Source organism: Pseudomonas sp. B20(2017) (assembly GCF_002113125.1).
Lineage (GTDB): Bacteria > Pseudomonadota > Gammaproteobacteria > Pseudomonadales > Pseudomonadaceae > Aquipseudomonas.
On record NZ_NEJP01000017.1, the window covers coordinates 34,207 to 59,557 of the forward strand.

Genomic DNA, 25,351 nt, shown 5'->3' on the forward strand with positions numbered 1-25,351 from the left:
CAGCTACTGAGCAGGCGGCGCCGGCTCCGGCTCATTGGTCACCCGCAGCAATCCCCACAGCCCCGAGGTGTTGCCATAGGCGGCGTAATCGCGGAACAGGTAGTCCCCCGGTATCGCGTTGCTGCCCCCGGCGCTCGGGATCATGAAGCTGAAGTGCGCCGCCGGCAGGACGCTCTCGTGAGCGCCGATGTACATCGACATCGGGTTGTAGCCGAAGCGCACCGAACCCACGCCCGGCGTGCCCATCGGGTAACCGCCGGTGTCGCTCTTCTCGGCCAGGAACGGGTTGAGCGACCAGACGTGTCCGTCGAGCTGGAACGTCGTGCCGCGACTGCCGCCGCTCGGCATCAGAATGTGCGTACGGAACGGCTGACCCGGTTTGGCATACAGCACCGGCGTCTGCGGATCGCTCCCGACCAGCGCATTGCTGTAGGCCATGTGCGCGTTGGTCATGTCGCCGTAACCCGCGCCATCGGCATGGCCGAACGGCGCATCCGGAGCGAGGCCGAAGCGATACCACAGCGGCTCGGTCTTGTAGTTGATGGTCATGCTCGAGTTGTCCTGCGGATCGGTCGGCACGCCGAAGCCCTCGGCAGCGATGCCTTCGACCGGCCGGCCATTGGCCCAGCGGGTGTTCAGCGCCTTGTGCCAGACCATCGCGAAGTCGCGGTAGGTCGTCTGCCCCGGTGCGGTGACCGTGGCGTTGACCTTGCGTGCATCGTCGACCCAGGTCGCGCCGATCGGCAGGATGCTCATCGCACCACCCAGACCTTTTTGCGGTTGCTTGATCACATCCGCCGGGGTGATGTTCAGGCCACCGAACTCCACGGCCGTGGCGTTGATGTTGTCGACACTGCGGCCCAGTTGCGTGACCGGTTTGCCTTCACGCTCCAGGTGCCCGGCGTAGTACTGATAGGTACGGGTCGGGTAGGCGCCGCTGTTGCCAACCCGTGGCGGCACGGTCTGGATCGGGTTGGCGCCGACGTTGGCACCGTCCGACTTGGTGATGTCGTAGGCCAGCAACTGCGCGTGCAGACCGACATGGCTGGACGGCCGCATCAGGTTGTTGCTGAAGGTGGTCGAACCCAGACCGCTGTTGCGATCGCGCTTGACGATACCTTGCATCACGGCGGTTTGCGTCAGGTCGGGCATCACGCTCGGCAGACGGTTTTCCAGGGTGATATTGATGCAGTCCCCGGCCGCTGCACGCAGCACCAGCGGTTCGACCGGAATGCCGGGCTTGAGCTTGCCGCTGACCGGATCGAGGTCGGATTTGCGCACGTACAGGATCGCCGTCGGATCATGCAGCGGCCCGCTCTGGCCACCGATGGTGATGGTCTCGCCGTCCTCAGGATCAGTCACCGTGACCTGCGGGATGCTCACCGTGCGCGAGTTCAGCACCAGGGTGCCACCCGCCGGATTCAGCGGCCCGCCGACATGCTGACCGAGGCCGGCAGAGTCGCCGATGCTCAGGCCCAGCGAATTGCCGAGGATGTCGTTGGCCAGCGCCGCCACCACTTCATAGTTGCGCTGCACCGTCGGCCGGGTGCCGATGCCGTTGGGGTTGGCGCTGATCCTTGGGCAGCTGCCTTCAAACGCCACGGTGTTGCGCATGCCGGCCGGGTTCGGGTTGTTGGGGATGGCGAACAGGTCATTGCGTTTGGCCGTGTAGTTGCGCATCACGCCCCAGATCCCGCTCCAGTAGCCTTCGATCGAAGCGTCCATCGAGTACAGATAATCACCGGTGGTCGCGGCGGAACTGGACAGCATCGAAACGGGTGCGATGAAGCCCATCTGTTCAGAGATGCCGATCATCTGCGAGGCGCGCCAGCCAGAGTTGGAGCTGTTGCCGAAACCGGAACCGCTCTGCAGCCATTTCACGCCGTGCAGGGTGACGTTGTGCTCTTCCTCGTGGCCGCCGGCATGCACCCGCAGACGTACGTTGTCACCGGTGTAGGTGCGCAACATCGGGGTGAACGGATCGCCCGGCTCGCTGCCGCCCTTGTTGATGTGCGGCGGGAACAGGGTGGTGCCGCCGGTCGGTCCGGTGGCGGCCGTGACCAGGTTCGGCGCCAGGTTCATCGCCGGGATCGCGCGGTCGATGCGGCTTTGCATGGCGTAGGCCAGATCGCCGCCGAGGCCGTCGGCCTGCATGCCGCGCTTGCCGTCCGGGCCGACCTTGTTCGGGTCGTAGACCCGCAGGGCCAGCGGCTCGTTGCGATAGTTGACGACGAACATGCCGGGGTCATCCACGGAGATCGCTTGGGGGCAAGGCCGGCTCGGGCAGCCCGGCACCTGACCGCCCTGCACTTCCAGCACACCTTCGAGCAGGGTGCTGGCGTTGTTGCGCACCGGCGGGTTGATCGCGTAACGGAAGCTGTCGGCGGTGGCCGGGAACGCTTGCGGATTCGGCACGCCGTTGGGACCGGCCCCCACGTACACACCGGCTTCATAGGCGTGCTGGAAGTCGCTGTATTCGAGGAAGAACTCACGGAAGCTGTCGTTCTTGCCGTCGCCATCGAGGTCGCCGGTGTTGATCACCGCCTGCCATGAGGTCGGTCCGCCGTCCTGCCGCGCGCCGCTGTACAGAGGCTCGCCGGTTTCGGCGTGGAACCAGGTGGAACCGGCCGGTTCCGCCAGCACCGTGGCATACAGCCCGATCTGCTGGTGAGTCGATGGGCCGAGGTGGTCGTGGGTGAAGATGGTGCCCAGCCCCCGATCCACGCCCTTGGCATTGACTACCGGGTCGACGAACCAGCGTTGCATGGCCGTGCGCGCGCCCATCCAGTCACTGCGCCCGAACTGGCCGAAGAACGGATGCGCCTTGGCTTTCGGGCACGCCTGGGTGCCGTCGCGCGGATCGGTGCCTTCGCACTGGTTGAATTCGCGGATCGCGTGAATGCGTTCCTGAACAGCGCCCGGGGAGAGCACGCCGTCCTCGTAGTTCCAGCCGTTGGAGGAACCGTCGGCGGACGTCAGGTCCCACTTAGGCAGGTGAATATGCTGGCCGATCACGTCGGTCGGCGTGCGCACCTGATAGTCATCCATCTCGTAGGTGGCGGGCACCAGGTTGGTTTGCTGGTATTGCACGCAGTCGAAGGTGTTCATGCGCATCACCAGAGGTTCTGGCGGACGCTGCTTGGTGATCACCGGCCAGGCGTCTTCCCACAGCGCCAGAATCCGGGCTTGCGGGAAGTGGTAACCGACCTTGTTGTAGACCGCGTCGAACTGAATGTTGGCAGCCTTGTAGATGCGCGGGCGGTCGGCGGTGAAGGTCGAGGCGCCGACGAAGGACATGCCGTCCAGCCGATCGCCGCTGGCGAATTCACCGGTGCCGGCGCTGCTGGTCAGGCGCTTTTGCCGGTCGTCCATGCACGGTTCGTAGTACGGCGCGCCGGCAATCGGCAAGGCGCCGTTGGTGCGGAAGGCCTTGGCTACGATCTGATTGCCGGGCAGCAAGGCAAAGCTTGGGTGATCCTTTTTCGCGTGGAACGCCATCGCGGCCTGTTCCACTTCTGTGCCCTCTTCGGGCAGGTAAATCGGTTTGGCGCGGGTGACTTCCTTGGAGAAATCCAGCGACGTGGTCACGGTGTGTGCCTCGCCTCCAGCGGACACCCCATCGAGGGCGTGCCGCTGCAATCCGCCGTCCCAGCCGCCGGACTGATTCGGGTCGAGGTTGGCCCACAGCGCTTTGCCGCTGGCTTTCAAGGATTGCGCGGTGGCGGCGTCGAGCATGTCCAGCGGTGGGGTTGGCGGACGTTGCCCCACCGAACTTTCCATGCCGCCGATCCAGAATGGATAGCCAGGGTTTTTCAGGCTGCCGTCGGGGTTGCGGTTGGCTTCGCTGCGATCGACCAGTGCCAGGGAACCGATGGCCTGCGATCCACCGTTGCCGCCGTGTTGTTCGCCGTCGTCATCGCCCTCCGCTTCCTCATCGTCGTCATCGTTACCGGCGACCAGGGTTTCGCCGATTTTCGGCACCACCACCACTTTGCCAGGCATCGGGGCCATGGCTTTGCCGGGCAGCGGCACGACGGCCGGAATCGGCGTGCCGGCAATGATCTCGCCATCCGGCAAGGCCCGGGCACCCGCGGCGGGTTTACCGCTGCGCAGTGCGAAGGGCTCGCTGTGATAACCATCGGCGCCCTGTTGCGAAACTTCCAGCCGGGTGCCTTCTTCGAACACATCGTGCACCCGCCACATCGACCACATGCCCTGGGCGAAATGCGGATAGAAGTGGCAGTGATAGATCGCATCGCCGGCCACCCGGTTGCGGTTGCCGGAGCCGCCATTGGCGATCTCGTAGGTATAGCCGGCCCCCGGACCGATGCCTTGGGCATCGACGTAATCGGAGTTGTCGTCGTTGGGGTTGAACAACCACTGATGGCCGTGCAAGTGGAAGATGTGCTGTTCGTGGCCGTTGTGGGTGTTGCGGAATTTGACGAAGTCACCGATGTAGCTGTGGTTGACGTTCGAAGGCTCTGACGGATACAGGGCCATGGTGGCTTTGACGCCGACCTGATCGGCGCTCGGTGTCTGGCCGGGGGCGATGTTCTCGAGCCCGGTGTTGGCCGGCACGTCCACCAGCATCGCCACGTCACCGACGGTGTGCGAGCTGAGGAAGAATTCTTCGTAGGCGCACGACAGGCAGTCGTGCATCGGCCCCACGCCCAAGCGGTTGGCGACCACTTCCGCGCCCATGCCGCCGGAACCGTAGTTGATCATGAACGAGTCGCGGGTCGGCTCCAGCACATGGGCCATGACCGGGTCGGCCCAGTAGGCGGGGAATGCCTGGGTGGCGGCGGTTTCGTCCTGGAACTGCGAGGCGAAATCGCGAAACGGCTCGAGGCGGTTGGGGATCGCCGGGTTGCGTTTGCCCACCGACTCCAACGGATAGGTGCTGGCCGGGAAACTGCCGTCGGCATTGCTGCCCATGACAATCGCATCGCTTTCGCTGGAGATGATTTCGTTGCCGTCGACCATGCTGATGATCGGCGTGCCGGCCTTGCCTTCGCGCACCCACGGTTCGCGCTGCGGGTAGCGGGCCTGGTAATCGACAATGGGGTGACCGGCCGGTGTGCGGCCGGTGGTGGCCAGACGCATTTCTTCTTCGGTGAGGGTGTTGCGATAGGTGCGTCCCGACTTCGGCACCACCACGACCTGGCCGAACAGGCCATTGGCCGTATTTCCGGCCGCGCCCTCCCCGCCAAATGTCGCGCCGCGACTGCTGACGGCAAACGCCCCTTCGCGCTCGGCGTACAGCACGTACGAACGGCTCGCGCCCGGCGGCACCAGGGTGTTGGCGTTGCGCCCGGTGTAGGAGGAAATGTCGTCGATGCTGTTCACCGCTTGCAGGCCGTTGACCTGGAAACCGACATGGCGGTCGGCGACCTGCTCGTCGACTTTGAAAGCATCGGCGCCGTTGGCGTTCTCGGCGCCCTCCTCGCCTTCAGGGCCTTCGAAATGCTTGTTCGGGTTGGCCTGATAATCGAGCAGGTTCTGCAGGTTGATCGTCAGGCAATCACCGGCGGCCACCCGTAGCACCAGCGGCCGCGGGCGTTTGTCCGGCCGCAGCGAGACTTTGCCCGGCACCGCGCTGCCGCCACTGGCCAGCGAAACGTCATGCTCATCCACCACATCGCGGCGCAGCGCGTACATCATCCCGTTGGCATTCTGCGCACCGAGGCGGTTGAACATCAGCGGTTGATCGAAGGCGACGACGTTGGCCACCAGATTGCGCTCACAGCGCACGGTGGCGCTGGCCAGTTCGACACTGAGCATCGAGACCAGCAACAGCAGCCAGTTCAACAGGGACGGTGCGTGGTGAATGCCAACCATGATCGGAAACCTCGTAGTGGGTGCTCACAGGGAATGATTCTCGACAAACCCCCTGGAGCAATCCGCGTGCCACAAAAAATTGCTTTCCAGTTCAGCCAGTTACACAAGTCACTTGAGGATCCGGGGGATATTCCCCACCCGTTTCCCCACTTTTCCGGGCCGACGGTCTTGCCCCGATAGTGGGGAAAACCGGGCTTAGAGTTACAACGGCGCGTCCGCCGCCAGGCCCTGCAAACGCCGGTACTGACGCAGCACGCTGGGCACATAACGCTGGGTTTCGGCGAACGGCGGGATCACCCGACCACGACTGAGCACCGCGTCGGGCCCGGCGTTGTAGGCCGCCACCGCCAAGGCGATGTCGTTGTCGAACAGGGTCATCAGGCGTTTGAGGTACTTGGCGCCGCCCTGGATGTTGGCCTTGGGGTCGTAGACGTTTTTCACCCCCAGTTCCCGCGCAGTGTCAGGCATCAACTGCATCAGACCGCCGGCGCCTTTGGGCGACGTGGCGCCGGGGTTGTAATTGGATTCGGACTTGATCACCGCGTGCAACAACGCCTCGGGCAAGTGATTGGCGCTGGCTGCCGCCGAGACCAGTTCCGCGTAGGGCTGGTCGGCGATCATTTGCGGTTGCCGGTCAAGGCTGGCCAGCGGGGCATCGGGTTCGCGGATGACCCGTTCGTAGGTGCGTCCCGGGCGATGCACGTTGGACAGTACGTAGTCACCCTTGGCGTCCATGGAAACGAAGACATCCGCCTCGGCGACACCGCTCAGCAGCAAACAGCCGAGCAGTCCTGCAGTGAATGTGTGGATCATTGGACCTCCCCTGACAGGCCCGAAAAATTGGGGGAAATGCCCCACTGACCCGTCGTGAATCAGCCGTACGCAAGCACTGTGCCGATTCTTGAAAAGCCCGTAATACGGGGCCTGCAGCCCGAAGGCGGAATTTATCGGGGGGCTGAGCATGGCAATTGCATAAGCCCTTGTGGCGACACGGCTGCCACTCACGGGAGGTCATCATGAAGCTGCATTTTCGTCCGCGTACCCAACGCGGTTTCACCCTGCTGGAATTGCTGGTGGTGCTGGTGGTGCTCGGTCTGCTGGCCGGGATCGTCGCCCCCAAATACTTCGCCCAGTTGGGGCGTTCCGAAGTGAAGGTCGCCAAGGCGCAGATCGAAGGACTGAGCAAGGCACTGGATCTGTACCGGCTGGAAGTCGGCCACTACCCGTCTACAGAACAAGGCTTGCAGGCACTGGTGACAGCACCCAGTGACGAAGCGAAATGGACCGGCCCGTACTTGCAGAAAAAGCTGCCGCAGGATCCGTGGGGTCGTAACTACACCTACCGCTATCCCGGTGAGAACAGCGAATACGACCTGCTGTCGATGGGCAAGGACGGCCAGCCCGGCGGTGAAGGTGAAAACGCCGAAGTCACCAACTGGCAATAAGCGGAGCACAGCGCATGCGTTTTCATCTGAAGGCCGTCGGCAAGGCCGGCGTGGTGTCGCTAAGTGTAGAGGCGCCGGGCCAAAGCGAGGCGCGACGCATTGCTGAAGAGCAGGGCTTGCGCGTGGTCAGCCTGCACGCCGAGCGGCATTGGCGTTCGCTGCGCATGAGCAAGCGCGAGACCTTCAATCTCGTGCTGTTCAGCCAGGAACTGACCACGTTGCTCAATGCCGGTCTACCCTTGATTGATGCGCTGGAAAGCCTCGCGGAAAAAGAAACCGCACCCGCTGCCCGCAAGACCTTGAACGAGCTGGTTCGCCTGCTGTACGAAGGCAAATCCTTTTCCCAGGCATTGGGCCAGCTGTCGGCGGTTTTCCCGCCCTTGTACGTGGCGCTGGTACAGTCCAGCGAGAAAACCGGCGCGGTCGGCGATGCGCTGGGCCGTTACGTGAGCTATCGCCAGCGCATGGACGAGGTGCGGCAAAAGATCATCAGTGCCTCGATTTATCCATTGCTGCTGCTGGTGGTCGGCGGTGGTGTGGTGCTGTTTTTGATGGGTTACGTGGTGCCGCGCTTCAGTCTGGTGTTCGAAGGACTGGGCTCGAACCTGCCGTGGCTGTCACAGATATTGATGAGCAGCGGCATGTTCCTGCATGCCCATCAGGGTGAGTTTTTCGGCGCACTGGCGGCGATCGTCATCGCCCTCGCCGTGCTGCAGAAACAACCGGCGTTTCGTCGAGGACTGGATCGGCTCGTCGAAAAACTGCCCGCCGTGCACCAACGGATTTTCATGTACGAGCTGGCGCGGTTTTACCGTTCACTGGGGATTCTGCTGCAAGGCGGGATTCCGCTGGTGACGGCCATGGGCATGGTTCGCGGCCTGCTCACCGTGGCATCACGGGCGCGACTGGACCAGGCTTGCGAGCGGGTGCGCGAGGGTCAATCGCTGTCCACGGCGCTCGAGCTCAACCACCTGGTGACACCGGTGTCCCTGCGCCTGCTGCGCGCGGGTGAGCAGTCCGGCAACCTCGGACAAATGATGGAACGCAGCGCCGATTTCTATGACGAGGAAATCAGCCGCTGGATCGAGTGGTTCGTGCGTCTGTTCGAACCACTGCTCATGACCTTCATCGGCCTGTTGATCGGGGTGATCGTGATCCTGATGTACATCCCGATCTTCGAACTGGCTTCGAGTATCCACTGACCCCGGGGAACGGGTCGGATCAACCGCAGCAATGCAGATTCATGTTCCCCACCAAGACAACAAAGACGGAGAACGATATGCACATTCAAAAGCTCATGCTCGCAATGGCCATCGGCGCAGTCCTGTCGGCGTCTACCGTACTGATCCCGGACAACCTGTCAGGCGTGTCCAGCGTACAGGCCAAGGAAGGAGGAAGCGGCGGGGGCGGCAGTGGTGGCGGCGGTGGTGGTGGCAACGGGGGCGGTGGTGGCGGCAATGGAGGCGGTGGTGGCGGTAATGGAGGCGGTGGAGGCAACGGAGGTGGTGGCGGTGGTAATGGAGGCGGTGGCGGCAACGGAGGCAGTGGCGGACACGGTGGCAGCGGCAGCGGCGGTAACGGCGGCAGTCACGGTGGCAGCGGCAGTGGCGGCAACAGCGGCAGTGGCGGCGGCAACAGTGGCCACAGCGGCAGCGACCACGGTTCGGGCCATTCCGGCAACACGGCGTCTTCGGGCCGCAGCGGCACTCACTCCGAACCAGGTGACGACCACGGCGTACATCGTGCCGGCGAAATCGGTGATGACCATGGCGTACATCGCGCTGGCGAAATCGGTGACGACCACGGCGTACATCGCGCTGGTGAAATCGGTGACGACCATGGCGTACACCGTGCCGGCGAAATCGGTGATGACCGAGGCCTGCATGCCGCGGGCGAGCCCGGTGATGATCGCGGCGTACATGTCGGTGGCGAGCCTGGCGATGACAAGCGCGCAAACTGACTCACTTTGAAACGCACCACCTGTGGGAGCGAGCTTGCTCGCGAAGGCGTCGGTACACACAACCTCTTCGCAGGCAGACAGAGAGCTTTCGTCGGAACGCCGCCCGGAGCAAGCTCGCTCCCACAGTTATCGGCTACTGAAGCTTTCTGCGGCTATAGAATCGCGTCTGCCTTATCCAGCCGCTCCCGCAAAAACTCGATCAACGCCTGCACCGGCCGCGACGCCTGACGATGCTGCGGATACACCGCCGACAACGTCAGCGGCTCCGGCCGAAACTCGTCCAGCACCGGCACCAGCCGCCCATCCTTCAACGCCGCGCCAACGATGAACGTCGGCAGATAGGTAATCCCCATCCCCGCCACCGCCGCATCCCGCAGCAACTCACCGTTGTTGACGCGCATCCGCCCGGTGACGTTCACCAGCAGCGGCTTGCCCTGCCCCGCGTTGAACCGCCATTGCACCGAACGGCCGTGCCCGTATGGCAGACAATCGTGATCAAGCAAATCTTCCGGTTTCAGCGGTGTACCGCGTTCGGACAGATACGCGGGACTGGCGCAGTAAACCCGTTCGATGGACGCGATGCGTCGGGCGATCAGCGTCGAGTCCTCCAACACACCGATGCGCAGCGCCAGGTCGTAGCCCTCGCCCAGCAGATCCACCGGACGGTCGCTCAAGTCCACTTCCACCGTGACCTCGCGATAACGCTGCAGAAACGGCGGCAGCAGACAGCCCAGATGCGCCAGCGCAAACGACAGCGGCGCACTCACGCGAATCGCCCCGCGCGGCTCGGCAGTCTGTCCGGCAATGCCCTGCTCCACCGATTCCACTTCGCCAAGCAAGCGCAGCGCCGACTCGTAATAGCTCTGGCCCAGCGGTGTCACGTCCAGCCGTCGGGTCGAGCGGTTGAGCAATCGCACGCCGAGACGCTCCTCCAGTTGCATCAAGCGTCGGCTGACGAACTGCTTGGACAGGCCCAACTGATCGGCCGCCGCCGTGAAACTGCCGGAGTCCATCACCTGGCAAAAAATACGCATGTCTTCGAACGGGTTCATTGTCACTCTCTGGTTGACAGTTAAACGCTTTATAGCCGCTTTTTCACTTTCCGGCACCTCTTTAATCTGTGCTCACGGTGTTGCTGAGGCCTGAAGCCCAGCGCCACAGCAGCCCGATCCCAAGGCATACAAAACTCAAACGACTTAAAAAGGAATTGCACATGAACATCAAGAAAACCCTCGCTGCTTCCCTCCTCGCCCTGTCGATCGGCAACGCGTTCGCCGCTGAAGGCACTGGGGTCGAACACAACACCCAGGCCTTCCTCGACGCCCTCGCCGCCGGCGGTGGCAAACCGCTCGAGCAACTGAGCCCGAAAGACGCCCGTGCGGTGCTGACCGGCGCCCAGGCTTCGGTGAAGGTTGACCTGTCCGGCGTTGAAGTCAGCGACAAGGCGATCAAGGTCGATGGCCAGACGATCAACCTGAAAGTGGTGCGTCCGGCCAAGGTCAAAGGCGAGCTGCCGGTGTTCATGTTCTTCCACGGTGGCGGCTGGGTGCTGGGGGACTTCCCGACGCACCAACGCCTGATTCGTGATCTGGTGGTGGGTTCTGGCGCAGTCGCGGTGTATGTCGATTACACGCCGTCGCCGGAAGCGCAGTACCCGACCGCGATCAATCAGGCCTACGCGGCAACCAAATGGGTGGCTGAACACGGCAAGCAAATCGGTGTCGACGGCAAGCGTCTGGCAGTGGCCGGCAACAGCGTCGGCGGCAACATGGCGGCGGTCGTGGCGTTGATGGCCAAGGAACAGAAAACCCCGGCCCTGCGCTTCCAGTTGCTGATGTGGCCGGTGACCAACGCCGGGTTCGATAATGGCTCGTACCAGCAATTCGCCGAGGGCCACTTCCTGACCAAGGGCATGATGCAGTGGTTCTGGGACAACTACACCACCAACCCGGCCGAGCGTGCACAGATCCATGCGTCTCCGCTCAACGCCAGCGCCGAACAGCTCAAGGGCCTGCCCGCTGCGCTGGTGCAGACCGCCGAGTTCGACGTGCTGCGTGACGAAGGCGAAGGCTACGCCCGCCACCTTGATGCGGCCGGTGTGCCGGTGACCTCGGTGCGCTACAACGGGATGATTCACGACTTCGGCCTGCTCAACCCGCTGAACAGGATTCCTGAAGTGAAAGCCGCCGTGCGCCAGGCAGCGGCGGAACTCAAGACCCACCTGAACTGAGTGAAACCAATCGCCACACCTTCGGGTGTGGCGTTTTCTTTTGTGTCCGCCGGAGTTCACCTCATGAGCCTTTTTTCTGCCCACCTGCTGTCCTGGAGTGCCCTGTTGCTGGTGCTCGACGCCCTGCTCTGGCATCTCGCGCCATTCAAGCACCGCGCCCCACGGGTCGGTGTGCGACTGGTGCTGTTTCTGGCGTTCAGTGCACTGGTCATCAACGCTGGCGTCAGCCCGCTGCAGGCACCTTTGTTTGCCGATGACCCGGTGGCGCAACTCGGGGCGACGGCACTGGGGATTCTGTGGTGGCTGTACGCCGCGCGAGTGGTGACCGAAGTGTTCGGCCTGATTCTGATGCGCCGCATCGGCCACAGCGGCCGTCTGCTGCAGGACGTGATCGGCGCGCTGGTGTTTCTGGCGGCCATCGTTGCCGCCGCCGGTTATGTGCTGGATCTGCCGGTCAAAGGCCTGCTTGCGACCTCCGGCGTGGTGGCCATCGTCATCGGTCTGGCGCTGCAAAGCACCTTGGCCGACGTGTTTTCCGGCATCGTGCTCAACACCACCAAGCCGTATCAGGTGGATGATCTGGTGGTCATCGACGGCGTCGAAGGCAAGGTGCTCGACATCAACTGGCGCGCCACGCACCTGCTGACCAGCACCGGCACCCTGGCCGTGGTGCCGAACTCGGTGGCGGCCAAGGCCAAGATCGTCAACCTCAGCCGACCGAACAACCTGCACGGCGTGTCGATCAGCATCAAGGTGCCGAACCACATCCGTCCGCGCCGGGTACTCGACGCCCTCGACCGCACCCTGCAAGGCAGCAGCAGCCTGTTGCTCTCGCCTGCGCCTAAAGTGGTGCTGAAAGAGGCCGGCGAAGAAATGTCGGAATACGTAGCCAGCGGTTTCATCGCCGAACTGGGCAAGAAAAGCGAAGTACGCAATCAACTGTTCGACCTCGCCCACCGCCATCTCGAAGCCGCCGGCATCTCGCGGCACCCGGACGGCGTGATCGAACCTTCGAGCCGCGCTCGCGCGTTGCTCGATGAAGTGAAAATCTTCCGTTCGCTGAGCCATGAGGAACGCGATCGTCTTGCCGAATCGATGGTCGCGCAGCAGTACAGCGCCGGGCAGGTGGTGCTCAATCTGGAGGAAGTCCCAGACAGTCTGTTCGTGATCGCCACTGGCGTGGTCAGCGCTAGCGTGCCGGACGGCAACGGATTCACCGAGGCCGGGCGCATGGGGCCGAGTGAGGTGATGGGTGAGCAGAGCATTCTGGCGGATACGCCTTCGCAGGCAACGTTTACCGCGCTGACGTCTTCGATCATTTACCGCCTCGACAAGAACCTGACTCGTCAGTGCATGGAGCAGCGCAGTGAAGTGGGTCGGGCGTTGAATAAACTGCAGGCGGTACGGCAGCAGAACAGCCGGTTGGCGTTGATGGCCAAGCCTGCGCCAGTGAGGAAAGGTGGATTCCTGGGCTGGTTGCAAAAACGCTGAGCCCTTTTCAGAAGACAAAAAGAGGCCCGCCACTTTGGCGGGCCTCTTCGTTACAAGCTTACTTGGCAGTGAACTTGGTATAGCTGTTGATCAGGTTGCGGTAGTTCGGCAGACGCTGGGACAGCAGATTCGCCAGGCCTTCCATGTCGTTGCGCCAATCGACTTGCAGCTCGCAAGCCACGGCGAACCAGTTCAGCAGGTGTGCGCCGGCAGCGGACATACGCGCCCAAGCGGCTTGTTGCACGGTGGTGTTGAAGGTGCCGGAAGCGTCGGTCACCACGAACACTTCAAAACCTTCAGCGATGGCCGACAGGGTCGGGAACGCTACGCACACGTCAGTCACCACACCGGCGATGATCAGTTGCTTGCGGCCGGTGGCCTTGATGGCCTTGACGAAGTCTTCGTTGTCCCAGGCGTTGATCTGGCCTGGACGAGCAATGAACGGTGCGTCCGGGAATTGCTCTTTCAGCTCAGGCACGATCGGGCCGTTAGGGCCGCTGTCGAAGCTGGTGGTGAGGATGGTTGGCAGGTTGAAGAACTTGGCGATGTCGCCCAGTGCCAGCACGTTGTTCTTGAACTCGTTCGGCGAGAAATCCTGCACCAGCGAGATCAGACCGGTCTGGTGGTCGACCAACAGCACAACGGCATCGTCTTTGTTCAGGCGGCTGTAAGGAACGTTGCTCATGTGAAACTCCTCGATGGATGGGTTTTGCGGGGAGCGCCGGTCACGACGACCGGCGCTTTTTCAACGGAATCAGAAAGCGAAGCAGGAACAGCCGAACGCGCCCCAGAAACCGGCGAAGTCGCTGACCGGTGCGTTCGACAGACGGGCCTTTTCATGGCTGTGGGTATGCACCGCGCACGGACCGCTGCATTGGTGAACCTGCGCCTGCAACGGCGAGTTCGGGCGCCAGTGACCCGGGACTTTCACCACCGGAGACCAGTCCGGCAGTACCGGCACACTGGCCGGGCCGAGTTTTTCGAAGTCGCCGGCGGCGTACACGATCTTGCCGCCGACCACGGTCAGTACCGACTCGATCCACTTGATCGCTTCTTCCTCGACACTGAAGAAGTCCGCGCTCAGTGCCGCCAGGTCCGCCAGTTGGCCGACCCTGATCTGGCCCTTCTTGCCCTGCTCGGACGAGAACCAGGCGCTGCCGTGGGTGAACAGTTCCAGCGCGGTGGTACGCGGCAAGCCTTCTTCATACAACGCCAGGCCGCCCACGGTGCGGCCACTGACCATCCAGTACAGTGACGTCCATGGATTGTAGCTGGAGACCCGGGTAGCGTCGGTGCCGGCGCCGACCGGTACGCCTTCAGCAAGCATGCGTTTGATCGGTGGCGTGGCTTCAGCGGCTTGCTTGCCGTAGCGGTCGACGAAGTATTCGCCCTGGAACGCCATCCGGTCCTGAATCGCGATACCGCCACCCAGCGCCCTCACCCGCTCGATGTTCTGCGGGGTGATGGTTTCGGCGTGGTCAAAGAACCATGGCAAACCGTTGAACGGGATGTCGCGGTTGACCTTCTCGAACACATCCAGCATACGGCTGATGGATTCGTTGTAGGTGGCGTGCAGACGGAACGGCCAGCGCTGCTCGACCAGGTGACGCACCACCGGCTCCAGTTCCTGTTCCATGGTCTGCGGCAGGTCCGGGCGCGGTTCGAGGAAGTCTTCGAAGTCCGCTGCCGAGAACACCAGCATCTCGCCGGCGCCGTTGTGACGCAGGAAGTCATCGCCCTGATGCAACTTGACGCTGCCGGTCCAGTTCTGGAAATCGGTCAGCTCTTCTTTCGGCTTCTGGGTGAACAGGTTGTAGGCGATGCGCACGGTCAACTGGTCGTCTTTTGCCAGTTGTTCGATCACCTGATAATCGTCCGGGTAGTTCTGGAAACCGCCGCCGGCATCGATGGCGCTGGTCAGGCCGAGGCGATTGAGTTCGCGCATGAACTGACGGGTCGAGTTGACCTGATATTCCAGCGGCAGCTTCGGCCCCTTGGCCAGGGTCGAGTACAGAATCATCGCGTTCGGCCGCGCCACCAGCATGCCGGTCGGGTTGCCGTTGGCATCACGCACGATCTCGCCGCCCGGCGGGTTTGGCGTGTCGCGAGTGTAGCCAGCCACGCGCAGTGCGGCGCGGTTGAGCAGCGCGCGGTCATACAGGTGCAGGATGAACACCGGGGTATCCGGCGCCGCCTGGTTGATTTCTTCGAGAGTCGGCATGCGCTTTTCGGCGAACTGGAATTCGTTCCAGCCACCCACCACGCGCACCCATTGCGGGGTCGGTGTACGGTCGGCCTGATCCTTGAGCATGCGCAGCGCATCGGCCAGCGACGGCACGCCTTCCCAACGCAGTTCGAGGTTGTAGTTCAGACCGCCACGAATCAGGTGCAAGTGCGAGTCGTTGAGACCGGGAATCACGCAGCGGCCCTTGAGGTCGACCACTTGAGTGCCGGCACCTTTGAGCGCCATTGCCTCGGCATCGTTACCGACGGCGACGAAGCGCCCGTCCTTGATCGCCACGGCGCTGGCGAGCGGTTTTTCGCGGTCTACCGTATGAAATTGGCCATTGAAAAGAATCAGATCGGCGTTCATCGCAGTTCCTTCGAGATAAGTGAAACGGAGCCCGGACGCGCCGCTCAGCGCGGCGGGTTGGCATTGGATTCAAGGTGTTTGTGTGACTGACCGGCTTCAAGCCACGGCGCGAACAGTCGGGTCACGGGTGGCATGAACACGTAGACCACCGACAGCACGATGGTCAGCGTGATCAGGAACGTGGCCACCACGTAGTTGGACAGAAACGCGTTGAGTTGCAGCAGCGGGCCCCAGATCAACGGCACCAGCAAGGTGTGCGGCAGGATAACCAGCAGCGTCACCACGGCCTGCTTCCAGCGCGGTGGTGGCGAACCGGCCTCGGCCGTCGGCGTGAACCAGAATTCGCTGGCGGTATTGACTTCGGTCTGGTCGCCATCGGCGAGCATCGGCGCGGCTTCATCGATCAGTTTCTGACGCTGCGGCGAGTCGAGCCAGCGCTGCATGGCGTCGGTCGAGCAATAACGCAGCACACAGGTGAACAGCGCGAGCCCGCCCTGCTGGCTGCGCATCACGTCCACGCCCAAATGCCCTTCTTCGCGCCCCGCCACACTGACGATGTTGCGCAGCCAGGCTTCGTACGGCTGTTCAAAACCGGCCTTGACCCGATGCTTGACGATCAACGTCACGGTTTCATCGGCTCCCGGTTTTTTCAGGGACTGGGTATCAGGCATAACGGAGCACTCCGGGCAAACGAACATTGAGCGCCAGCCGTCCGGGCCCGGCGATCAGAACAGTGGTGAACAGAATCAACAGCAACCAGCCGAACTGCCCTTCGGCCACACTCCATTGCGGATGCACAAGCAGCAGCGCCACCAGCAGCACAAACAGAATAGGCAAGCAGGCCAATCTCACCAGTAACCCGGCGACGATCAGCAGTGGACAGAGGACTTCGGCGAAGATCGCCAGGATGAGCGTGAGGTGGGCACCGAGGTGGAACGGGTCTTCGATCAGTTGCAACTGCGCGGTGAAGTCCAGCAGCTTGGGCAAGCCGTGGACGAACAGCAGAAACAATCCGCCGGTGACCCGCAGGAACAGCAGGCCGAGGTGTTGCGCCTGGTCATTGCGTTGTGCCGCGTTCATGGGCCCATCCTTGATCAATCATTGCAGGTAATGGTGCAACGATTGATCGGGGGGAAATTGGATGGGTGTGCTCTCTTTGGCGTGTTCAGGGCCGGAACCGTGATCGTTCCCACGCTCCGCGTGGGAATGCAGCCCGGGACGCTCCGCGTCCCCAAGAGCGGACGCAGAGCGTCCATAGAGGCATTCCCACGCAGAGCGTGGGAACGATCAGGTGAGCAGGTGAGCAGGGTGACTAGGGGATCAGGTTACAGCGGCGCCTCAGACTTCAGTTCCAGATCATCCAGCGCCCGGTTTACAGCCAGCTCACCGAGCATGATCAACTGCGCAATCCCCAACAGCACATGCCGCTGCGATCCGTCCACCAGCCCGGCGAAGTCGGTGGCCATGGTTTTGGCACAGGTCAGGGTTTCGCAGGCGTCGGCCAGCAGTTCTTCGCTGTCGATACCGGGCGCTATGAGGTAGCGAGCGTTGGGTTTGAGCAGAGGTTTTCTGGGGAGAAGCGGATTGCGGTAGTGATCGAGAGCGCGTTCGGCGGCTTCGTGGAATTTCTTTGAATCGAGGGTTTCGTAGGGCGAGGTTGTGTCGGTTTCAGGCGGGTTTGGCGTGGGTTTGATCATGGTCGCATCTCCAGAGTCATTGAGCTGCCACGATTCGCTGCGATACGAAGGGGGTGGCAGCCATACGCGGGTCGCAGACCGGGACTCTAGAACCGGCAGACCCGAGGGTCTCCCACGTACAGCCGCCATAAAACCGGAGGATGTTGTGCGTCCAGAGATCGCGGGCTGCGAGACCCGATCGCTGATTCGTCAGCGACCCGAAAACGATAAGACCCAGCTACAAGGCACACAAGCCGGCGGATTCTGGCGTACACGTAGGCAAAGGCGCAAGGCGTTGTGGCTCCGGACGTAACCATAAACACCTTTCAACACCGCGCTAAACTGCCGGAATGTCCAGCGTCACCGACATGAACTGACTGATCCGCGACCGCAGCCATTTCTCCGCCGGGTCGTTGTCATGCACCCCGCTCCAGGCCATCGACAGTTGCGCCGCATCAATCGGAAACGGTGGATCTTCAGCCCGCAACGCACAGCCTTCGACCAGTGCGCAGGCTGCGTAATCCGGGACGGTAGCGATCATCTCGGTGCCCGCCAGCAAGGCGCGCAAACCGCTGAACTGCGGCACGCCAAGCACCACACGGCGGGTGCGGCCGACCTTGGCCAGGTCCATGTCGATGTTGCCGCTCAGGTCACCTGAGAACGACACCATCGCATGAGGCCGCTCACAGTATTCGTCGAGGGTCAGCGGGCCTGGGCGGTTATCGCCGCGCAGAACCTTGCAGGGAATATCGCGCAGTTTCTTGCGCTTGGCGTTGGCCGGCAGATCGGTGGTGTAGCTCACGCCGACGGAGATTTCCCCCGACGCCAGCAGACCCGGCATCAACAGGTAATTGGCGCGACGTACCACCACGACAATCCCCGGCGCCTCCTCCTGCAACTGACGAAGCAGCGGTGGAAACAGACCGAACTCGGCGTCGTCCGACAGGCCGATGCGAAACACGTCGCAACTGGTGGCCGGATCGAATTCCTTCGCCCGGCTGACCGCGCCGGAAATCACGTCCATCGCCGGTTGCAACTCCTGGAGAATCGCCAGTGCCCGCGCCGTCGGCTCCATGCCGCGACCGTTGCGCAGCAGCAAAGGATCGTCGAACAGGTCGCGCAGTCGCCCCAGCGCCGCACTGACCGCCGGCTGGCCCATGAACAGTTTTTCGGCGACGCGGGTCAGGTTCTTTTCGAACATCAGCGCTTCGAAAATCACCAACAGGTTCATGTCGACGCGGCGCAGATCGTTACGGTTCATTGGGCACGTTTTCCTTGTTTTAGCCTGACGTGGGAGCTGGGCACTTTACTCGATCAGCGGCACTTTGGCCGCGCGTTTGTATGGGCCGTATTCCACCGGTACCCACTGGAAATGTTTTTCCACGGTGGTGATGTGGCCGATACCCGGAAACGGCAAATGCGCGGCCGTCACCCAGGTTTTGCTCGCCGCCGCTGCACTGAACACCGCGTTGCGGCTTTTGATCGCTTGCTGATTGTTGACGTCGAAACTGATCGACACTTCGGGATGATCGAACTGTACTGCGAGGTTGTGCACCAGGTCGCCCATGAACACGATGCTCTGGTTCTGCGAGGTAAAGCGGTAGGTCGTGCTGCCCGGCGTGTGCCCAGCTTCAAGCGTGGCCTCGACCAGCCCCGGCAGCGGCGACTCGCCAGCGGAGAAAGTCTTGAACCGCCCGGCGGCTCTATAGGGCGCGGTGGAGTCCTGAGCGATCTTGAAGAATTCCCGGGCGCCGGCCGGGACCTTGGCCATTGCCTGCGGATCGAGCCAGTAGTCGGCTTCAGCCTTGGCGGCGTAGACCGTGGCGTTGGCAAAGATCGGCTGTTGCTGGCCGTCGACCAGTCCACAAACGTGATCCAGGTGCAGATGGGTCAGCAGAATCGCATCGACCTGTCCGGGCTTGTATCCGGCGGCCTGCATGTTTGCCGAGAGCTGGCCGGCGGTGGCGCCGATGCACTGCCCCGCACCGGTATCGACCAGAATCAGTTGCTTGCCGGTATTGACCAGAAACGCATTGAACGCCGTCTGCACACCCGGCGTTTCAATCGAGCGGCGGGCCAGCAGCGCGCGGATCTGACTTTGGCTCATACCCTGCAAAAGCTTTGGCGAAAGATCGTTGTAGCCGTCGAATAGCGCCGTGACTTCATAATCGCCCAACGCCAGTCGGAAATAACCGGGTGCCTGCGTACCGATCTGTGGTGCCTGCGCCATGGCACTGCTCATCACGCCGGCAAGCGCCAGGCCCGTCACTGCGCTGAACAATCCTTTCATGCCTATCCCCTTGGTCCAGCCCGAAACTGCGGCCCCCAATGGCCCGCCCGTCCTTGTCATCCTGCCTGCCCTGCGCCACGAGGACTTGCAGCGGTGTGCTGAGTTCAGGTTCCGCCAGCGTAATTAACAACGTTTAACTCGTCAGCCCTCGCCCCTCGCCGAACAATGAAACTCTCTGCGCAGCGTTGTTTTTTGAACCAAGGGAACGCTCGACAGCGCATTCCCCCCGACACGGACCCTTGCCATGGCTCATTCACAGCAAACCGTCGCCCTCGCTCCTGCCATCGAATCACGCAGAACCGCCACAGGCGGGCTCAGTCCGCAGCGGGAGCGGCTGGTAAAACAATTGATCCTCGAACGCCTGGGCGACAGCCTGGAAGTCACCGAACTGGCCAGTGCCTGCTCACTGTCACGCAGTCACTTTTCCCGGGCGTTCAAATGCAGCACCGGGTATTCGCCGCAAGACTGGATCCGCACCCAGCGCATCGCCCGGGCCAAGCTGCTGATCCAGCACACCAACCACAGCCTCACGCAGATCAGCCTGGAATGCGGCTTCTGCGATCAGGCGCACTTCTGCCATATCTTCACTCGCAGCGAAGGGATCAATCCGTTTGCATGGCGCTGTCAGGTCATGAAAAACCGCTGAGCCGCTGTCACCGCTCGACCAGCCGTTCAGCCAGTTGCGCCACGCGCTCCCCCAGGTGCGCTGCGGTCAGCCGATCCTCGACGGGCGGCGATTGCCCGGGCGGTTGTTCGACACAGGATTGAGACATGGCACCCAGCGAGCTGCCGAGGCGGTTCAACTGACCGTCAAACGTGCCAGCGAAAGCGCGTGGTGGCAGCAGGTCAAGACCGACCCAGATCATTGAGTGCTGAGCGGCGAACACGGCCATTTGCAGCAAGGTGTTGAGTTTGTCGCCGCACAGATTGCCGGAGTTGGTGAAACCCGCCGCAAGCTTGTTGCGCCAGGGCTTGGCCAGGTAGAAAGGTGCGGTGGCCTCCATGAATTGCTTGAAGGCTGCCGACGCGCTGCCCATGTAGGTCGGCGCGCCGAAAATGATCGCGTCGGCGCGGTGCAGAACCTCCCAATGCGCCTCCACTTCCTCCACCGCTATCAACCGGCAGGTGCTGCCCGAATGGCGCTCCACGCCCTGGGCCACTGCGTCGGCCATGACCCGGGTGTGCCCGTAGCCACTGTGATAGACCACCACTACCTTGCTCATTGCAGCGTCCCCCGGACGTATGCATTCCATTGCCCCGAAGTCTTGGGGTAGCACGGTCACACGACGAGTTAATCGTTGTTAATTTTCTCCGGCTATCGGATGAATCGACAGAGGTTTCAGCCTTTGAATACAGTGGGGCTGCAACGGTGAACTGACGGATGTCGAAACACCGGGCCTACGCGCCAGTTGCTTTGAAGCACAATCCTGAGGAATATGCTCGGATACCGCGGATCAGACGGCTTGCGTGACCCTCAAGTCGCTGTCCGCCCTGCCCGTCATACGTTCTTCACGACAAAGGGCCAGGATTAAAAAAGCAGTACAGGAGTGAGCGGTTGAGTCTTTCCCCGAATCAGGCCCTCGGTTTCGGCCCCTATCGGATCCATCCAGGTCAGCGACTGTTGCTGGAAGGCGATCAGCCTTTGCGTCTGGGCAAGCGCGCCATGGACATTTTGCTGATCCTGCTGGCCAGCGCCGGCGAGGTCGTGAGCAAGCAGCAACTGATGGCCGGCGTCTGGCCGGACAGCGTGGTGGAAGACATCAATTTGCGGGTGCACATGGCGGCGCTGCGCAAGGCCCTCGGCGACGGTCAGGCCGGGCAGCGTTACATCGTCACCGTGGCGCAGCGCGGCTACAGTTTTGTCGCGCCGCTGATACTGCAATCCATCGAACAACGCCCCGCCGCCGACAACATGGGTCGGCATAACCTGCCGCTGCGTCGCACGCGAATGATCGGTCGCCAGCCGCTGGTCGAAAACCTGCTGACGCAACTGCCGCGTCAACGCTGCATCACCCTCGTCGGCCCTGGCGGGATCGGCAAGACCACCGTGGCCTTGCGCGTTGCCGAACAGTTGATCGGCCGCTACCGCGACGGCATTCGCCTGCTGGATCTGGCACCGATCAACGACCCCGCGTCCATCTGTTCGCACCTGGCCGGCCTGCTCGATCTTTCATTGCACGCCAGCGAACCACTGACCTGTCTGGTCAATAGTCTGCGCGAGCGGCAGATGTTGCTGGTGATCGACAACTGCGAACACCTGATCGATGCCGTGGCGCTGATCAGCGAAAGCATTCTGCGCGGTGCACCCCATGTGCATATCCTGGCGACCAGCCGGGAAAGCCTGCGGGCAGAAGGCGAGTTCGTGCAACGTCTGGAGTCGCTGGACTGTCCTCCGCCGATTGCTGTGCTTGATCGCAAACAAGCGATGGAGTTTTCCGCGCTGCAGTTGTTTGTCGAGCGGGCGACGGCGGCCCATGAACATTTTGATCCGAACGATGCCGAGCTGCTGTTGGCAGTCGAAATCTGTCGGCGGCTGGATGGCATTCCCCTGGCGCTGGAACTGGCTGCCGCCCAAGTGGCCAGTCTGGGGCTGGACGGTCTGCTGACACAGCTTCAGGGCCGATTGCCGGGAGCCCTCCAGACCCGCCTCGGCCGGCACGAGACACTGCGCGCCACACTCGACTGGAGCTTCAATCTGCTCGACAGTTGCGAGCAAACCTGTCTGCGCCGACTGGGCGTGTTTCGCGGGGCCTTCACACTGGAATCTGCGGCGGCGGTCATTGTTGGCCAGGCAATCGAGCCCGATGAAGTGTTGCCCTCGATTTCGCAACTGGTCGCAAAATCACTGCTCAACGTCGAGGTCGGTGATGAGGAAGTGTTCTATCGACTGCTCGACACCACTCGCCGCTATGCACTGGAAAAACTCGACCACGCAGGCGAACTCGGCGAAACCCGTGAGCGTCACGCAGAACGCTGCCTGACACTGATGCATCAGGCGCAGGCCGATTGGGAAAATACGCCGACCGAGCTGTGGATCGAGCGCTATACCCGAGGTCTGGAGGATTTGCGCGCCGCACTGGACTGGACGCTGAACGAAGAGGGTTCGCGACACCTGGGTGTACAGCTGGCCGCAACGTCGGCACCGCTCTGGCAAGAGTTGTCACTGCTGAGGGAGTACGGCGGTTATGTGCGCCAGGCATTGGCGTTGATCGAATCCTCGGATCAACCCTGCCCGCGAGTTCAGATTGCCTTGAAACTGGCCCTCGGCAGTGCCTGTTACCACACCTGGGGGGGCACTGCCGAAACCATCGATGCCTTTGTCAGTGCCCGCCTGCTGGCACAACAGCACAATGACATGGCCGGACAACTACGGGCGGTATCGGGACACATGGCGGTCAATCTCAGTTGTGGCAATTACCAGATGGCACTGCAGCAGAGCGAACAATTCGAAAGTCTCGGCGTTCACGGTGATGCGCAATTGTCGCTGAGTACGCACCGGTTGAGAGTGCTTGCCCTGCATTACGCCGGGGATCAGCATCAGGCACGGATTCACGCCGAGCAGGTGATTCAACGCATGGCCCACAGCGGTCATCTCAATCGCTTCACCCATGGTTTCGGCGTGCAGTATGACCAGAGCGTCGCGTCACTGACCGTCCTCGCCCGGGTGCTGTGGCTGCAAGGCTTTCCCGAGCAGGCCTGGCGCACCGCGCGACAGGCGCTGGACATCGCCGTGCAAATCAACCACGGCACTTCGATCTGTTACACCCTGGCACTGGCTTCCTGTCTCATCGCCCAATACAACGGCGACCACCAGAACGCTCGAGCCTTGCTGCAACTCTTGCTGGAGCAAGCCCAGAAGCATTCAGTGCTGTTGTTCTACACCTGGGCCCGACACTACGCGCTGGTCATTGATGCCGACGCGGCACCGTCTGTTCCTGCGTCTGATAGTGGTCTGGTCAGGGAAATCATGGTGACGCTGGACAGTGGTTTCGTTGACGATGCGCTGTTGGAACGTGCGCGTAACGGGGCGGCGGGATGGAGTACGGCGGAAGTTCTGCGGGCCAGGGCCGAGACGATGCTGGCGGGTGAATCGCCTTGCGCCCACTCGGTCGAAGGCATCCTGCAGCAAGCGCTGGACGTTGCCCGCAGCCAGGGCGCTCTGGCCTGGGAACTGCGCAGTGCAACGTCACTGGCACAGTTGTGGCAGCAGCAATCACGTTACCGCGAAGCGCTGGATCTGTTGACGCCCGTTTACCAACGCTTCACCGAAGGCTACGCCACACCTGACTTGCGCAAAGTGCGCTCACTGATCGACCGGTTGCGCATTCAGTCCGGCGCCTGAGGTCAGACGCGTCCGCCCCATGTAACGTGCATGCAGGTGTTCGAATTCACTGCGCTCGCCACCCTGTTCAAGCTGTTTGCGGGCAAAGCGGCGAATGGTATTGAGCATTCGGTAACGCACCGCGCCATTGGCTCGCTCCGTCGTCAGCAACGACTTGGCCGCCAGCCGTTCAACAATTGCCGCCAGCGTCGAAGGCGGCAATTGCACGCAACTGATCACGCCAATGGCGACATCCAGGGTGAAGGCCATCTTGAACACTGACAAGCGTTGCAGAACGCGTTGCTCCTGATCGTTCAAGCGTTGATAGCTCCAGTCGAGTGCCGCTTTCATCGACTGATGACGTGGTACGGCCGTGCGTCTGCCGAGACTCAAGACTTGCAGACAATTGTCCAATTGTGCCTGTAATCCGACCATTGCCAGCGCGTCGATCTGGGCCGCCGCCAATTCGATCGCCAACGGCAGACCATCGAGACGCCGACAGATATCGCGTACGGCCCCGAGATCCTGTTCACGCAAACTGAAGCCGTGTTGTCGCGCACGGGCGCGGCTGACGAACAGTTGAACAGCCGAATAACCCATGGCGTCGTCAACGCTGGTTATCGCCGAACTTTTCGGAATCACGAGGGGCGGCAGCTGCTGTACGGTTTCAATACCAAGATTCAGGGCCTCGCGGCTGGTGACGAGAATCGACAGGCGTGGCGCGGCGGCGAGCAAAGTCTCGACCAGATCTGCGCAGGTTTCTCGCACGCGGTCGCAATTGTCCAGCACCAGCAAGGCATGGCGCGCAGTCAGTGAGGCGAAGTCGGTTTCGAGTACTTGCAACAAGTGGTCGACAAGCGAGGTCTTTTCGTCGATCAGCGAAAGATCTGCCTGCCATGCACCGTCACGAAAATGCTGCAGTAACAATTCCGCTGCGCGCAGTGCCACTGTGCTTTTGCCGACACCGGCAGGCCCCGTTATCGTCATCAGCCGGGACAATGGCAGTTGCCGCACCAGACCGCCAATCAGCGAATCACGACCGGTGACAGGCGTCAACCTGGCGGGCAGGTTGTGCTGAGGCGCCTGCAGACTTTCAAACACCACTTGCGCGTCGCTGTCGCCATGCACAGGGGCAACGAAACTGTATCCACGCTGCGGCACGTTGATGATGTAGCGCTGACCATTATCGCCATCGCCAAGCGCCCGGCGCAGGGCAGCGATGTGCACCCGAAGGTTGATCTCCTCGACCACCGATGTCGGCCAGACCAACGCAATCAATTGTTCCTTGTCGACTACCTGGCCGGCGCGTTCGACCAGTACTTGCAAAATGTCCAGCGCACGACCGCCCATGCGCAATTGTCGATCCCCTTCGAGGATCAGGCGTTGGCGCAAATGAAACGCATAGGGGCCGAAGCGCAAGACCGACGCCGCGTGCAACTCGTTAAGGTTGTTCATGACCATTATCTTGGCAGGCCTCGATGACGGTACAACCACCTTGCAGGGCGCA

The 25,351-nt window shown here is 62.2% G+C and carries 19 protein-coding genes; 7 read left to right on the forward strand and 12 right to left on the reverse strand.

The features are described from left to right. Nucleotides 1–3 precede the first annotated feature (3 nt). Nucleotides 4–5,838, reverse strand: coding sequence for a manganese-oxidizing multicopper oxidase MnxG (gene mnxG, locus CAF63_RS22690; RefSeq protein WP_085689078.1), 5,835 nt, complete (start codon nucleotides 5,836–5,838; stop codon nucleotides 4–6). Between the two features lie 201 nt (nucleotides 5,839–6,039). Next, a complete protein-coding gene (locus tag CAF63_RS22695) occupies nucleotides 6,040–6,651 on the reverse strand; it encodes a lytic transglycosylase domain-containing protein (protein WP_085689081.1) in 612 nt (203 codons plus the stop codon). A 203-nt stretch (nucleotides 6,652–6,854) separates the two neighbouring features. On the opposite strand from CAF63_RS22695, the gene gspG reads away from it, so the two are divergent. From gspG to CAF63_RS29075, 3 genes are all read left to right on the forward strand, one after another. Then, complete coding sequence (gene gspG, locus CAF63_RS22700; protein ID WP_085689084.1) at nucleotides 6,855–7,283, forward strand: type II secretion system major pseudopilin GspG; 429 nt, start codon at nucleotides 6,855–6,857, stop codon at nucleotides 7,281–7,283. Between the two features lie 14 nt (nucleotides 7,284–7,297). Continuing rightward, on the forward strand, nucleotides 7,298–8,485 hold the full coding sequence (locus CAF63_RS22705) for a type II secretion system F family protein (protein ID WP_085689087.1): 1,188 nt from the start codon (nucleotides 7,298–7,300) through the stop codon (nucleotides 8,483–8,485). Between the two features lie 77 nt (nucleotides 8,486–8,562). After that, complete coding sequence (locus CAF63_RS29075) at nucleotides 8,563–9,243, forward strand: hypothetical protein (protein ID WP_085689090.1); 681 nt, start codon at nucleotides 8,563–8,565, stop codon at nucleotides 9,241–9,243. A 152-nt stretch (nucleotides 9,244–9,395) separates the two neighbouring features. Here the strand turns inward: CAF63_RS29075 and CAF63_RS22715 are convergent, their stop codons facing one another. Further along, on the reverse strand, nucleotides 9,396–10,295 hold the full coding sequence (locus CAF63_RS22715; protein ID WP_085689093.1) for a LysR family transcriptional regulator: 900 nt from the start codon (nucleotides 10,293–10,295) through the stop codon (nucleotides 9,396–9,398). 161 nt (nucleotides 10,296–10,456) lie between these two features. On the opposite strand from CAF63_RS22715, the gene CAF63_RS22720 reads away from it, so the two are divergent. Continuing rightward, a complete protein-coding gene (locus CAF63_RS22720) occupies nucleotides 10,457–11,473 on the forward strand; it encodes an alpha/beta hydrolase (RefSeq protein ID WP_085689096.1) in 1,017 nt (338 codons plus the stop codon). A 63-nt stretch (nucleotides 11,474–11,536) separates the two neighbouring features. Next, a complete protein-coding gene (locus CAF63_RS22725; RefSeq protein ID WP_085689099.1) occupies nucleotides 11,537–12,964 on the forward strand; it encodes a mechanosensitive ion channel family protein in 1,428 nt (475 codons plus the stop codon). A gap of 58 nt (nucleotides 12,965–13,022) precedes the next feature. Here the strand turns inward: CAF63_RS22725 and ycaC are convergent, their stop codons facing one another. From ycaC to CAF63_RS22760, 7 genes are all read right to left on the reverse strand, one after another. Further along, a complete protein-coding gene (gene ycaC, locus CAF63_RS22730; protein ID WP_085612768.1) occupies nucleotides 13,023–13,649 on the reverse strand; it encodes an isochorismate family cysteine hydrolase YcaC in 627 nt (208 codons plus the stop codon). Between the two features lie 69 nt (nucleotides 13,650–13,718). Beyond that, the gene (locus tag CAF63_RS22735) at nucleotides 13,719–15,557 is read right to left on the reverse strand and encodes an amidohydrolase (RefSeq protein ID WP_085689102.1); all 1,839 of its coding nucleotides are present in this window, start codon (nucleotides 15,555–15,557) and stop codon (nucleotides 13,719–13,721) included. A 44-nt stretch (nucleotides 15,558–15,601) separates the two neighbouring features. After that, nucleotides 15,602–16,228 carry an antibiotic biosynthesis monooxygenase gene (locus CAF63_RS22740; RefSeq protein ID WP_085689104.1) on the reverse strand — a complete coding sequence of 209 codons (627 nt, stop codon included), beginning with the start codon at nucleotides 16,226–16,228 and terminating at the stop codon, nucleotides 15,602–15,604. After that, nucleotides 16,221–16,637, reverse strand: coding sequence for a DoxX family protein (locus CAF63_RS22745; protein WP_085689108.1), 417 nt, complete (start codon nucleotides 16,635–16,637; stop codon nucleotides 16,221–16,223). Before CAF63_RS22745 ends, CAF63_RS22740 begins: the two co-directional genes overlap by 8 nt. A 245-nt stretch (nucleotides 16,638–16,882) precedes the next feature. Continuing rightward, entirely contained in the window at nucleotides 16,883–17,254 is a 372-nt protein-coding gene (locus CAF63_RS22750) for a DUF6124 family protein (protein WP_085689111.1), read from the reverse strand. A gap of 316 nt (nucleotides 17,255–17,570) precedes the next feature. Further along, nucleotides 17,571–18,494 (reverse strand): LysR family transcriptional regulator, encoded by a 924-nt coding sequence (locus tag CAF63_RS22755; RefSeq protein ID WP_085689114.1) that lies wholly within the window; start codon nucleotides 18,492–18,494, stop codon nucleotides 17,571–17,573. A 45-nt stretch (nucleotides 18,495–18,539) separates the two neighbouring features. Beyond that, entirely contained in the window at nucleotides 18,540–19,523 is a 984-nt protein-coding gene (locus CAF63_RS22760; RefSeq protein WP_085689117.1) for an MBL fold metallo-hydrolase, read from the reverse strand. Between the two features lie 244 nt (nucleotides 19,524–19,767). Here CAF63_RS22760 and CAF63_RS22765 point away from each other — a divergent pair, with 244 nt between their 5' ends. Continuing rightward, nucleotides 19,768–20,169: a helix-turn-helix domain-containing protein gene (locus CAF63_RS22765; RefSeq protein ID WP_085689120.1), complete on the forward strand. Its 402-nt coding sequence runs from the start codon at nucleotides 19,768–19,770 to the stop codon at nucleotides 20,167–20,169. Between the two features lie 7 nt (nucleotides 20,170–20,176). Here CAF63_RS22765 and CAF63_RS22770 read toward each other — a convergent pair whose 3' ends face one another. Further along, nucleotides 20,177–20,746 carry a flavodoxin family protein gene (locus CAF63_RS22770; RefSeq protein ID WP_085689124.1) on the reverse strand — a complete coding sequence of 190 codons (570 nt, stop codon included), beginning with the start codon at nucleotides 20,744–20,746 and terminating at the stop codon, nucleotides 20,177–20,179. Nucleotides 20,747–21,078: 332 nt separating this feature from the next. Between CAF63_RS22770 and CAF63_RS22775 the strand changes: the two genes are divergently transcribed. Then, a complete protein-coding gene (locus CAF63_RS22775; RefSeq protein WP_085689126.1) occupies nucleotides 21,079–23,865 on the forward strand; it encodes a winged helix-turn-helix domain-containing protein in 2,787 nt (928 codons plus the stop codon). Here CAF63_RS22775 and CAF63_RS22780 read toward each other — a convergent pair. Next, nucleotides 23,827–25,299 carry a winged helix-turn-helix domain-containing protein gene (locus CAF63_RS22780; protein ID WP_085689129.1) on the reverse strand — a complete coding sequence of 491 codons (1,473 nt, stop codon included), beginning with the start codon at nucleotides 25,297–25,299 and terminating at the stop codon, nucleotides 23,827–23,829. The two genes, CAF63_RS22775 and CAF63_RS22780, sit on opposite strands and share 39 nt — an antisense overlap. Nucleotides 25,300–25,351: the final 52 nt, after the last annotated feature.